This window comes from Paludibacillus litoralis (assembly GCF_037646705.1).
GTDB lineage: Bacteria > Pseudomonadota > Alphaproteobacteria > Rhodobacterales > Rhodobacteraceae > Pikeienuella > Pikeienuella litoralis.
On sequence record NZ_JBBHER010000003.1, the window covers coordinates 424560 to 436300 of the forward strand.

The following is an 11741-nucleotide window of genomic DNA, read 5'->3' on the forward strand; positions in this document are numbered from 1 at the left end:
GCGGTCAGACGCGGCCCTCCATCGCCGCCAGGGCCTCTTCCGCGGTCTCGACGAAGTTGAACAGGGTGAGGTCCTCGTTGGAGATCGTGCCGGCTTCGGCCAGCGCCTCCCAGTTCACGATCCGCCGCCAGAAATCGACGCCGAAGAGCAGGACCGGCATGCACTCCATCCGCTGGGTCTGGATCAGCGTCAACGTCTCGAAAAGCTCGTCAAGCGTGCCGAAACCGCCCGGGAAAACCGCGATCGCCTTCGCCCGCATCAGGAAATGCATCTTGCGGATCGCGAAATAGTGGAAGTTGAAGCTGAGCGACGGCGTCACGTGGAGGTTCGGCGCCTGTTCATGCGGCAACACGATGTTGAGGCCGATGGAGCGCCCGCCGGCGTCCTCGGCGCCAAGATTTCCGGCCTCCATCACGCCCGGCCCGCCGCCGGTGCAGATCACCAGCTGCCCGCCGCCGCGCTTCAGGCTCTCCTCGGTCACCCAGCGGGCGAAGAGGCGCGCTTCGTCGTAATAGCGCGAGAGCTCCGCGAGAACCGGCGTCCGGGCCCGGCTCTTTTCCGCCGGAGGGGGAATCCGCGCGCCGCCGAACATCACCACCGTGCTCTCGATCCCAGCCGCGCGGAGGAGGCTTTCGGGCTTCTCCAGCTCGAGTTGCAGCCGCACGCCGCGGAGCGGGTCGGAGCGCATGAAATCCGGGTCGACATAAGGCAGGCGATAGGCCGGATGCGCGGTCTGAGGCGTGACCGGCACCTTCGAGGTGCGCGCCAGATCCTCATTCAGTTGAGTCAATGCGGATCTGCGGTCGCTTTCGCTCGTCACGTTTGCATCCCTTTTCATCTGCCGCCCGGCGTCGATTGCGCGAGGCGCGTCGGCATCGTATAGCCTCGCCGGACCTTGGAACAGAGCCGATCAGGAGCGCCCCGATGAACAACGCCGCGCTGGAAGCCGCGATTGAAACCGCATGGGAGGGCCGCGACGCCGTGACCCCGTCGACGAAGGGCGAGACGCGCGACGCGGTCGAAGCGGCGCTCGACGCGATGGAGGCCGGCGCGCTGCGTGTCGCGGAGCGGGGCCCGGACGGGGCCTGGCGCGTGAACCAATGGGCGAAGAAAGCCGTGCTCCTCTCCTTCCGCCTCAACGACATGGCGCCGATCCCCGGCGGGCCGGGCGGCTCCGGATGGTGGGACAAGGTCCCCTCCAAATTCGAAGGCTGGGGCGAGAACCAGTGGCGCGCGGCGGGCTTTCGCGCCGTGCCGAACTGCGTCGTGCGCCGTTCAGCCTTCATCGCGAAGGACGTGGTTCTGATGCCTTGCTTCGTCAACCTCGGCGCTTATGTCGGCGAGGGCGCGATGGTCGACACCTGGGCGACGGTCGGCTCCTGCGCGCAGATCGGCCGCAATGTGCATCTTTCCGGCGGCGTCGGCATCGGCGGGGTGCTGGAGCCGATGCAGGCCGGCCCGACGATCATCGAGGATAACTGTTTCATCGGCGCGCGCTCCGAAGTGGTCGAGGGCGTGATCGTCCGCGAGGGGTCGGTGCTCGGCATGGGCGTCTATCTCGGCCAGTCGACGAAGATCGTCGACCGCGAGACCGGCGCGGTGAGTTACGGCGAGGTGCCGGCGGGGTCGGTCGTCGTCTCGGGGACGCTGCCGTCGAAGAACGGCGTCAGCCTGTATTGCGCGGTGATCGTGAAGCGGGTGGATGCGCAGACGCGCTCCAAGACCTCGATCAACGAGCTTCTGCGCGACTGAGGCGGCCCCGCGCCCTCATCGAAGGACGGACGCATGACGAAGGCTCCGGGCGCGCCGCAGGAGGTCTACACGCTCCTCGCCCATGTCGGGCGCAAGAAGGGCGACGGGTTGCCGCCCGCCGCGTCCGGCGGCGCGCTCCTTTGCTACGCCGCCGCCGCGGACGAAGCCGAGGCGGCGCGCGAGACCGCCGCGATCCTCCGTGACGCCGGTCTTTCGGTGCTGGAGGTGGAGGGGCATGGCGCATTGGCGGAGCGCGAGGCCGCCGGCCATGAAATCGGCCCGGAGGACCGCGCGCTGATGGCGCGGGCGCAGGCCGAGAACGCGGTGATCGTCGCGGAGATGACGCCGGTTTTCGAGGACTGAGCGATGAGCGCATATATCTTCGTCGATCTCGACGGAACATTGACCGACAGCGCGCCCGGCATCACCGGCGCCATCGCGCATGCGCTGGCGGCCTTGGGCGTGCCGCGCCCGCCGGAGGCCGCGCTCAGGGCGTCCATCGGGCCGGCGCTTCTCGAGAGCTTTCCGCGCCTTGGCGTTCCGGCGCCGGAGGTCGCGCGGGCCGAGGCGCTCTATCGCGCGCATTACACGGGCGGCGCCATGTTCGACGCGCGCGTTTATGACGGGGCGCCGGAGATGCTGGCGGAGCTTCGCGCCATGGGCTACCGGCTGGCGCTCGCGACGGCGAAGCCGCTGGTCCACGCGGTGAAGATCACCGCGCATTTCGAGCTCGCCTCTCATCTCGATGCGGAATTCGGCCCGGAGCTGGATGGAACGCGCGCCGACAAGCGCGATCTTCTCGCCCATGCGCTGGCCGTGACGGGGGCGGACCCCGCGAAGAGCTTCATGCTCGGCGACCGGCTCCATGACGCGCGGGGCGCGCTGGCGAACGGGATCACGCCGATCGGCGCGCTCTGGGGGTTTGGCGGGCGGGAGGAGCTCGCCGCCGCCGGCGTCGATGCGCTCGCCGCGGCGCCGGACGATGTCATGCGTCTGGTGGAGTCGCGCCGATGATAGACCCTGTCGAGCTGACCGCGGATCTGATCCGCTGCGCTTCGGTCACCCCCGAGGACGACGGCGCGATCCCGCTCCTCGCCGCGCGGCTGGAGGCGGCGGGGTTCGCCGTTCATCGCTGCGACCGGGGCGGGATCGCCAATCTCTTCGCGAAAGCGGGGGAGGGCGGGCCGGTCTTCGGCTTCAACGGCCATACCGATGTGGTGCCGCCGGGCGACGCCGCCGCCTGGACCCACCCGCCATTCGCCGCCGAAATCGCGGATGGGCGGATCTGGGGCCGGGGCGCGGTCGACATGAAATCGGGAGTCGCGGCCTTCGTCTCGGCTGCGGCGGCCTATCGGGCGGAGGGCGGCGCCGGGACGGTCGCGCTTCTGATCACGGGCGATGAGGAAGGCGCCTCGCGCGACGGCACGCCCGCCATTCTCGACTGGATGGCTCTCCACGGCGAGACCCTGGATCATTGCCTCGTCGGCGAGCCCACATGCCCCGAACGTCTTGGCGAGATGATCAAGATCGGCCGGCGCGGCTCGATCACGGCGCGCTTCACCGCGACGGGGCGGCAAGGCCATGTGGCCTATCCGCATCGCGCCGCCAATCCTCTGGCGCCGCTGGTGCGGCTCCTCGACCGGCTGGCCAGCCGCGAGCTGGACAAGGGGACCGAGCATTTCGACCCGTCCACCCTGGCGCTGACCACGATCGACACCGGGAACCCGGCGACCAACGTGATCCCGGAGCGCGCCCGGGCGACCTGCAACATCCGCTTCAACGACGCGCATACGTCGAAGGCGCTGGCGCTGTGGATTCTGGAGGAGGCTGGCGCCGCCACCGCCGGAACCGGCGTCCGGATCGAGACCGAATTCTCCGTCTCCGGAGAGAGCTTCGTCACCGAGCCGGAAACGCTGGCCCGGATCATCGCGGACGCCGCCGAGGCGGAGACCGGCGTTCGGCCGGTGTTCTCCACCTCCGGCGGAACCTCCGACGCCCGCTACGTCAAGGCGATCTGTCCGGTGGCGGAGTTCGGCCTTGTCGGGCGGAGCATGCATCAGGTCGATGAGAGCGCGCCGGTGGAGGAGATCCGCGCGCTGACGCGGATCTACCGCGAAGTTCTGGAGCGCTATCACGCGGCCTGAGGATGCGGCCGGATTGCCATTCGGGCGCCGCCGGAGCAAGAAGGCGCAACGTGTCGAGAGGGGGGCTCGTCGATTCCGGCTGTGGTTCCTCCGAAATTCAGGATGCTGACGGATGGCCGGGCCGAGGTTGATTTGCGTGATGGGCGTCGCCGGGTGCGGCAAGTCCACGCTTGGCGCGGCGCTCGGCGCGGCGCTTCCGGCGCCGTTCATCGAGGCGGACGCCTATCATCCGGCCGCGAACATCGCGAAGATGACGGCGGGCGCCCCGCTGACGGACGAGGACCGCTGGCCGTGGCTCGACGCGCTCGGCGCCGCCGCGCCGGCGGAGGGGCGGGCGGTGATCGCCTGCTCCGCGCTTCGCCGCGTCTACCGCGAGCGGCTGGCGGCGGCGGCGGGAGAGCCGGTCTTCTTCCTTCATCTGGCCGGAGAGAAGGCCGTGATCGGCGCCCGGATGGCGGGCCGGGTGGGGCATTTCATGCCGCCCGCGCTTCTCGACAGCCAGTTCGCGACGCTGGAGCCGCCCGACCCGGACGAGCCGCATCTGGCGCTTGACGCCGCGCGCCCGCCGGACATCCTGATCGAAATCGCTTTGAAGGAACTCACATGACTGACATTCTGATGATTGGCCCGATGCATCCCGTCTGCATGGAGGATATCGCCAAACTTGGCGTCGTTCACCGGTATTGGGAGGCGGCGGACAAGGACGCGCTTCTCGCGCAGGTCGGCGAGCGCGTCGGGGTCGTCGCGACGGACGGCCATCACGGTTGTCCGCCGGCGTTGATGGCGCGGCTGCCGAACCTGAAACTGATCGCCTCCTATGGCGTGGGCTACGACAATATCGATGTGCCGGCGGCGAACGCGCATGGCGCGAGAGTGACGAATACGCCCGACGTTCTGAACGATGCGATGGCGGAGATCACGGTCGGGATGATGGTCGCGTTCTGCCGCCGCCTGCTGGAGGCGGACGCCTTCACGCGGGCCGGGAAATGGGAGAAGGGCGCCTTCGGTCTGACGTCCGAGCTGACCGGCGCGACGGCGGGCATCCTCGGCCTCGGCCGGATCGGAAAAGAGATCGCGCGCCGCCTCGTCGCGATGAAGATGAACGTGGTTTATCACGGCCGGAACGAGCAGAAGGATCAGCCCTATCGCTACTATCCCGACCTCGTGGAGATGGCGAAGGCCGCCGACTGGCTCGTCGTCGTGACGCCGGGCAGCGCGGAGACGGAGAAGCTGGTGGACGCCAAGGTGATGGCCGCGCTCGGCCCATCGGGCGTTCTGGTCAATGTCGCCCGCGGCGCGGTGGTGGATGAGGCGGCGCTGGTGGAGGCGCTGAAGAGCGGCGCGCTCGGCGGCGCGGCGCTCGACGTTTTCGAGGATGAACCGCGCCCGCACCCCGAGCTTCTGACCATGCCGAACACGCTGCTCTCACCCCATCAGGGCAGCGCGACCAACCGGACCCGGGCGGCGATGGGCAAGCTCGTGGTCGACAATATTCGCGCCCATATCGCGGGCGAGCCTCTGATCAGCGAAGTGGTGGAGTAAGCCGCCCGAGCGGCCCCGCCATTCAGGCCGCCCGGCGATCCGGGCGGCGTCCGCAAAGAGGAGAGGGTGAGAGACCGGCAGCGACCCAGGCGAAACTCGTTGCGGCTGCTTCCTTCCGGACCTGACCGGGTTGGCGAGGGGCCCGCCCGCGCCGATCTCTCAAACGGGCATATAAGCGTTCGGGCCCGGCGGGGCAACAACGATGATGGCGCCCGGAGGCCCGAAGCGGACTGCGCCCGGGCGCCCGCCGTCAGAGCCGGGTGAAGGTCTCGTCTTCCGGGTTCATCCCGTACATGTCGCCATGCGCGATATCGATCCAGGCGCCGTGCAGCGTCAGCAGCCCGGCGTCCACCGCATCCTTGACGAAGGGAAAGCTTGCGAGATTGCGGAGCGAGGTGCGCACGGTCTCATGCTCCATCTCACGCAAGGCCGCGGCCCGGTCCTTCGGGTTCGATGCGACAACCCGGTCATATCCGGGCCGGAGCAGATCCATCCAGCGGCCGATGAAGCTGGACGCCGCCTCGAGCTCGGGCGCGGCGCCTGAACACATGTCGTGGCAGGCCTGCGCGCCGCCGCAATTCGAATGGCCGACGATGAGGATATGCGCGACCTTCAGCGCGTTCACCGCGTATTCGACGCCGGCGGAGGTGCCGTGGTGATTCTCGTCAGGGGTGTAAGGCGGCACCAGATTGGCGATGTTGCGGAGCGCGAAAAGGTCGCCGGGCTCGGCGCCGAACATTGAGATCGCGTCGATTCGGCTGTCGCAGCAGGAAATCAGCATCGATCGCGGGTGCTGCCCGTTGGTCATCAGACGCGCATACCAAGCCTTGGAATCATCGAATTTCGTTGATTTCCAAGCGTGAAATCGATCTGAAAAATAGGTTGGGACCGGATGTGCGAGCATGACTGTTAAGCGCTCCTTTCAACTAAGCGGGGCCGACGCCTGCGTGACAAGCCGGGAACGACATGACAGACTCATTTGTCAAGGTAAAGAGAGAGGATTGGCGGTGCGGCGGTGGACCATCCTCTGGCGCGTCTTGTTCGCGTTCATGGTATTTACGGCGGACGTATCGCTCGCGGCGGCTGAGGGAAGCGTGGCGCATCGTTTCTGCCGGATGACCGTTGGCGGCCCGTCGGCGGCGTTCGACGCGTGCGTCTCACGGCAGATCGAGGGCGCGCGCGCCATCGCGCGCCGGCTCTCCGCGGTGCGCGGCGAGGCGAAGGCGGCCGCATATCTGATTGAGGTCTACGATGAGTGCCGCGCGCTCTGGTTGCCGGATTACGCGCTGATCGACCAATGCCTCGCGGCGCGGCTCGAAGGCGAGTGAGTCGCCGCCTTCGGGGCCGCGCGGCCAGTCACTTTCCCCGGCGGACCATGCCGTAGAGATCGCGCGGATCGTCCGGATCGGCGAGCATGTCCAACTCGATGAAGGCGCCGGTCCGCTCCAACTGGTCGCGGATATAGCGGAGCGCGGAGAAATCCTCGATGGCGAAGCCGACGCTGTCGAACAGCGTGATCTGCGCGGCGGAGCGCCGCCCGGTCTCGGCCCCGGCGATCACGCGCCAGAGTTCGGTGACCGGGTGATCGGGTTCGAGCTGTTGAATCTCCCCTTCGATCCGGGTCTGCGGCGGATATTCGACGAAGATGTCCGAGCGAAGCAGAATGTCGCGGTGAAGCTCGGTCTTTCCCGGGCAGTCGCCGCCGATTGCGTTGATGTGAACGCCGGCGCCGACCATGTTGTCGGTCAGGATGGTCGCGCACTGCTTGTCCGCCGTGCAGGTGGTGATGATCTCGGCTTCGGCGACCGCCTCCTCCTTGGAGCGGCAGGAGATGATGCGAAGCCCCGTCCCCTTGAGGTTGGCGGCCGCTTTCGCGGTCGCGGCGGCGTCGAGATCGTAGAGGCGGACCTCCTCGATCCCGAGCAGCTTCTGAAACGCGATCGCCTGAAATTCGCATTGCGCGCCGTTGCCGATCATGGCCATGGCCCGGGCGCCTTTCGGCGCAAGATGTCTGGCGGCCATCGCCGAGGTCGCGGCGGTGCGGAGCGCGGTCAGGATCGTCATCTCGGTCAACAGCACCGGATAGCCGTTGGCGACGTTGGACAGAACGCCGAAGGCGGTGACGGTCTGATAGCCTTCACGCATGTTCTTCGGATGGCCGTTCACATATTTGAAGCCGTAATTCTCACCGTCCGAGGTCGGCATCAGTTCGATCACGCCCTCGTTGGAGTGGGCGGCGACGCGCGGCGTCTTGTCGAAGCTCTCCCAGCGGCGAAAATCGGCTTCGATATACTCCGCGAGTTCGGCGATCATCTCCGCCGGGCCGATCCCGTTCACGATCTCCATCATGTGGTCGACGGAGACGAAAGGGACCATCGCGAGGCGGGAGGGTTCGGAAGGCGTTCTCATCAAGGGCATCCTTCTTGGTGAACGAGCGTGCGGCGAGCGGGGCGTGAAGGTCTGGCGTCAATAGTGGCTGCGGGTCATGCGATCGAGCACCTTGCGGCCCATCAGGGACGCGGCGAGATCGACCATCAGCTTCGCGGTGCGCCCGCGCTCGTCCAGGAAAGGGTTGAGCTCGACCAGATCCAGCGAGGAGGCGAGGCCGCTGTCGCTCACCATCTCCATGATCAGATGCGCCTCGCGGAACGTGGCGCCGCCGGGGACCGTGGTGCCGACCGCGGGCGCGATGGACGGGTCCAGGAAATCGACATCCAGGCTGACATGGAGCCGCCCGTTCGCGGCCTTCACCCGCGCGAGAAACGCGCGAAGCGGCGGGGCGATGCCGTGCTCGTCGATCGCGCGCATGTCGCGAACATCGATGCCGGCCTCGACGATGCGGGCGTTCTCCGCCGGATCGACGGAGCGAAGGCCCAGCATCAACACCTGATCCGGCGCGACGACGGCTTTCAGCGGCGGATAGGCGTCGAACCCCTTCGCGCCGGTGACATAGGCCATCGGCGCGCCGTGAAGGTTCCCGCTGGTCGTGGTGTCGGGCGTGTGGAGATCGGGATGCGCGTCGAGCCAGAGCACAAAAAGCGGCCGGCGCTCGGCGGCCGCGCGTTCCGCCATCGCGGAGATCGAGCCCGCCGCGAGGCAGTGGTCGCCGCCGAGAAAGACCGGAAACGCGGTCTCGGCGCGCCCTGCGGCCTGAATCGCTTCGGTCCAGGCGACCGTCAGGCCGAGGTTCTTCACCGCCGCGTTCGAATGCGCCAGATCCCGCGCCGGGGCGGGCCGGATGTCGCCCCGGTCCTCCACATGATGGCCGAGCGCCGTCAGCGCCTCCGCGAGGCCGGCGGTGCGATAGGCTTCAGGCCCCATCTGGCAGCCGGGCTGCGCGGCGCCGGCGTGGGTGGGAACGCCAAGCAGAGCGATATTGGTCATGAACGGGCCTCTCTTCGATGTCGGGATGAAGAATAGGCGGGAAAGCGATCAACGCATATCGGGAGAAATGATCGTTTCGGGCGCTAAATTGACCGATTCGATAAATTTGGCGATCAATATGCGCGATTCAACTCCGGACCGTATCGAGAAGCAGGCTGGTCTGGCTGTTGGAGACGCCGGGAATCGCGCGCACCTCCCTCAGGACGCGGTCGAACGCCGGCAGCGAAGCGGCGCGGATCTCCGCAACCAGATCCCAGGCGCCGTTGGTGGTGTGGATCGCGGTGATCTCCGGCATCGCCGAAAGCGTGCGGATCACCTGCCGCGTCATCGACCCTTTCAACTCGATCGTCATCACCGCGCGAACGGCGTCGGCGGCGTGTTCGACGCCGAGATCAACGGTGAACCGGCGGATCACGCCGTCGGAGATCAGACGCTCCAGCCGCGCGCGCACCGTTCCCCGGGCGAGGCCGAGTTCGAGAGAGAGCGCGGTGATGGAGGCGCGCCCGTTCTCGCGCAGGGCCGCGATGAGGCGCCTGTCGGTCTCGTCCGGCGGCGCGCCGGTCACGCGTCGTTCCGGGGGTGGGCCGCTTCGTAGACCGCCATCAGCCGCGCCTGATCGACGGAGGTGTAGACCTGCGTCGTCGCCAGAGAGGCGTGGCCGAGAAGCGCCTGAATCGCCCGGAGATCGCCGCCCGCCTCCAGAAGGTGCGTGGCGAAGGAATGCCGGAGCGCATGCGGCGTCGCGGTGGCGGGGAGGCCGAGCGCGGCGCGCGCCCGCGCCATCGCCAGCCGCAAGAGGCGCGCGTCGAGCCGCCGGCCCCGCGCGCCGAGAAAGAGCGGGTCCGCCGCCCCGGTCTCGTAGGGAAGAAGCCGGAGATAGGCGTCAACCGCCCGCCGCGCGGCGGCGGGAACCGGCGCGATCCGCTCTTTCCCGCCCTTGCCGCGAATCCGGAGAACCTCCGGAAGCGGCGCGTCGCCCCGGTTCAGCGCCAGCGCCTCCGATATCCGCAGCCCGGCGCCCCAGAGCAGGGTGAGAACGGCGGCGTCGCGGGCCGCGATCCAGGGCTCCGGGTGGTCGTCGGCGGCGTGGTCGATCAGCGCCGTCGCGGCCGCCGCCGTCACCGGGCGGGGCAGTCGGCGCGCGGTTTTCGGGCCGCGCGCCGCAAGCGGGGCCGCCGCTTCGATCCCCTCGGCCTCGCCGAGCCAGCGATGAAAGGACTTCACCGCCGAGAGCGCGCGCGCCGCCGACCGCGCCGAAAGCCCATCCGCGCGAAGCCGCGCCTGAAACGCCCTCATGTCCCGCGGCGAGACCGCCGCGAGCGCGGCCAGCCCGACCGGGCCGCCCCGATGATTGGTCAGAAACCCGAGATACCCGGCGACGTCGCGCCGATAGGCGGCGATCGTATGCGGGGACGCGCCTCCGGCGCCGCTCAACGCCGCCAGCCAGCGGCGAAGAAGAGCGTCGCCGCCGGCGGCGTCTCCGGCCGGCGCCCCGCTCATCAGCTTTCCGGCGCGAGCCAGCGCCGGAGCGCGCGCTCCACCACGCCGCCGAAAAACTCCAGCAACTCGCCGCCATGCTCAGGGTCGAACCGGCGCGCGTCTTCCGCCCCGAAGACCAGAAGCCCCTGCCGGCCGCCGCCGAGATCGAGCCGGACCAGAGCCTCGGACCCGATCGCGGCCGCGGCGTCGCCGAAGACGGCCTCCGCCTCGGGGGTGGTCCGCCGGAGGCTGATCCGCCGGCGGCCGCCGAAGGAGAAATAGGCGTCGACCCCGCCCGGCGGCAGGATCACGAATCGGTCGCTCAGCGCGGGATCGAGCTCGGTCAGCGGGCCGGGCGCGGCTTCGTCCGTCTCGATGCAGAGGCGGGCGTGGTCGACCGCGACCATGTCCGGCGTCTCCAGGGTGAGCGCGCGGAGGAAATCGACGAAGCGGTTCTGATCGAGGAGCAGAAGCACCGCTTTCTGGATCTGCGTCGTGCCGGCGAGGTTCTCATAGGCGGCGGCGATGACCGAGCGGTGCGTCGTCTCCAGCCGGTCGAGCCGCGCCTCCAGCCGGGTGACCAGCGCGCCGCGAAGATCGACCACCTTGCGCCCGCCGGGCTTGCCCTCGGCGTCGATCAGCGCCTGCATCACGACGCGATCCTCCAGCACGATGTCCGGATCGGCGAGAATCTCCGTCCTCAGATCCCGGCTTTCGGCCTCTTCCCGGGGCTCGGCGCCGGCGTCAGCCAAGGATTTTCTGCCCGGTCTTGGCCCAGTCCCTGAGGAACGCGTCGAGGCCCTTGTCTGTCAGCGGGTGGCTCGCCAGCGCCTTGATGACGCCGGGCGGCGCGGTGATGACGTCGGCCCCGATCAGCGCCGCCGCCTTCACGTGGTTCACGTTGCGGATGGACGCGGCGAGGATCTCGGTGGAAAAATGATAATTGTCGTAGATCTGGCGAATCTCCTGAATAAGCTCCATGCCGTCGAGAGAGATATCGTCGAGCCGCCCGATGAAGGGCGAGATGAACGTCGCGCCCGCCTTCGCCGCGAGGAGCGCCTGATTGGCGGAGAAGCAGAGCGTGACGTTAACCATCCGGCCTTCGCCCGACAGCGCCTTGCAGGCCTTGAGCCCTTCCCAGGTGAGGGGCACCTTGATCGCGATGTTCGGCGCGATCTCGGCCAGTTTCCTGCCTTCGGCGATCATGCCCTTCGCATCGGTCGCCACGGTCTCGGCGCTGACCGGGCCGTCGACGATGCCGCAGATCTCCCGCGTCACCTCGATGATGTCGCGCCCGGATTTCATGATCAATGAAGGGTTGGTGGTGACGCCGTCGACCATCCCGGTCTCGGCGAGTTCACGGATCTCGTCGATCTCGGCCGTGTCCACGAAAAATTTCATGGGGGTCTCTCCCGTTTCGCGCCCGCGCTTCTTTCCGCA

15 protein-coding genes and 1 other RNA gene are annotated in these 11741 nt (G+C 68.4%); 7 read left to right on the forward strand and 9 right to left on the reverse strand.

Annotation, left to right across the window (positions count from 1 at the left end):
* Positions 1–4: 4 nt before the first annotated feature.
* Positions 5–838, reverse strand: coding sequence for an LOG family protein (locus WG921_RS06430; RefSeq protein WP_413788561.1), 834 nt, complete (start codon positions 836–838; stop codon positions 5–7).
* Positions 839–924: 86 nt separating this feature from the next.
* Between WG921_RS06430 and dapD the strand changes: the two genes are divergently transcribed.
* From dapD to WG921_RS06460, 6 genes are all read left to right on the forward strand, one after another.
* The gene (dapD, locus tag WG921_RS06435; protein WP_340108378.1) at positions 925–1752 is read left to right on the forward strand and encodes a 2,3,4,5-tetrahydropyridine-2,6-dicarboxylate N-succinyltransferase; all 828 of its coding nucleotides are present in this window, start codon (positions 925–927) and stop codon (positions 1750–1752) included.
* A gap of 33 nt (positions 1753–1785) precedes the next feature.
* Positions 1786–2115: a hypothetical protein gene (locus WG921_RS06440; protein WP_340108379.1), complete on the forward strand. Its 330-nt coding sequence runs from the start codon at positions 1786–1788 to the stop codon at positions 2113–2115.
* Positions 2116–2118: 3 nt separating this feature from the next.
* Positions 2119–2766: an HAD family hydrolase gene (locus WG921_RS06445; RefSeq protein WP_340108380.1), complete on the forward strand. Its 648-nt coding sequence runs from the start codon at positions 2119–2121 to the stop codon at positions 2764–2766.
* Complete coding sequence (dapE, locus tag WG921_RS06450) at positions 2763–3896, forward strand: succinyl-diaminopimelate desuccinylase (RefSeq protein ID WP_340108381.1); 1134 nt, start codon at positions 2763–2765, stop codon at positions 3894–3896. Before WG921_RS06445 ends, dapE begins: the two co-directional genes overlap by 4 nt.
* A 112-nt stretch (positions 3897–4008) precedes the next feature.
* On the forward strand, positions 4009–4503 hold the full coding sequence (locus WG921_RS06455; RefSeq protein WP_340108382.1) for a gluconokinase: 495 nt from the start codon (positions 4009–4011) through the stop codon (positions 4501–4503).
* Complete coding sequence (locus tag WG921_RS06460; RefSeq protein WP_340108383.1) at positions 4500–5438, forward strand: 2-hydroxyacid dehydrogenase; 939 nt, start codon at positions 4500–4502, stop codon at positions 5436–5438. The genes WG921_RS06455 and WG921_RS06460 overlap by 4 nt, the downstream gene beginning before the upstream one ends.
* Before the next feature lie 68 nt (positions 5439–5506).
* On the opposite strand, the gene ffs is transcribed toward WG921_RS06460, so the two are convergent.
* Both ffs and WG921_RS06470 read right to left on the reverse strand, forming a co-directional pair.
* An RNA gene (gene ffs / locus WG921_RS06465) (signal recognition particle sRNA small type) lies at positions 5507–5596 on the reverse strand.
* Between the two features lie 92 nt (positions 5597–5688).
* The gene (locus tag WG921_RS06470; RefSeq protein ID WP_340108384.1) at positions 5689–6246 is read right to left on the reverse strand and encodes a carbonic anhydrase; all 558 of its coding nucleotides are present in this window, start codon (positions 6244–6246) and stop codon (positions 5689–5691) included.
* A gap of 193 nt (positions 6247–6439) precedes the next feature.
* Between WG921_RS06470 and WG921_RS06475 the strand changes: the two genes are divergently transcribed.
* On the forward strand, positions 6440–6766 hold the full coding sequence (locus tag WG921_RS06475; RefSeq protein ID WP_340108385.1) for a hypothetical protein: 327 nt from the start codon (positions 6440–6442) through the stop codon (positions 6764–6766).
* A gap of 28 nt (positions 6767–6794) precedes the next feature.
* Here the strand turns inward: WG921_RS06475 and WG921_RS06480 are convergent, their stop codons facing one another.
* The 6 genes from WG921_RS06480 to fsa form a co-directional block, all read right to left on the reverse strand.
* Positions 6795–7847, reverse strand: coding sequence for an ornithine cyclodeaminase (locus tag WG921_RS06480; RefSeq protein WP_340108386.1), 1053 nt, complete (start codon positions 7845–7847; stop codon positions 6795–6797).
* A 57-nt stretch (positions 7848–7904) separates the two neighbouring features.
* A complete protein-coding gene (gene rocF, locus WG921_RS06485; protein ID WP_340108387.1) occupies positions 7905–8822 on the reverse strand; it encodes an arginase in 918 nt (305 codons plus the stop codon).
* 127 nt (positions 8823–8949) lie between these two features.
* A complete protein-coding gene (locus WG921_RS06490; protein WP_340108388.1) occupies positions 8950–9387 on the reverse strand; it encodes an Lrp/AsnC family transcriptional regulator in 438 nt (145 codons plus the stop codon).
* Positions 9384–10322 carry a tyrosine-type recombinase/integrase gene (locus WG921_RS06495; protein ID WP_340108389.1) on the reverse strand — a complete coding sequence of 313 codons (939 nt, stop codon included), beginning with the start codon at positions 10320–10322 and terminating at the stop codon, positions 9384–9386. Before WG921_RS06495 ends, WG921_RS06490 begins: the two co-directional genes overlap by 4 nt.
* Positions 10322–11053: a DUF484 family protein gene (locus WG921_RS06500; protein ID WP_340108390.1), complete on the reverse strand. Its 732-nt coding sequence runs from the start codon at positions 11051–11053 to the stop codon at positions 10322–10324. Before WG921_RS06500 ends, WG921_RS06495 begins: the two co-directional genes overlap by 1 nt.
* Complete coding sequence (gene fsa / locus WG921_RS06505) at positions 11046–11702, reverse strand: fructose-6-phosphate aldolase (RefSeq protein WP_340108391.1); 657 nt, start codon at positions 11700–11702, stop codon at positions 11046–11048. Before fsa ends, WG921_RS06500 begins: the two co-directional genes overlap by 8 nt.
* Between the last annotated feature and the right edge of the window lie 39 nt (positions 11703–11741).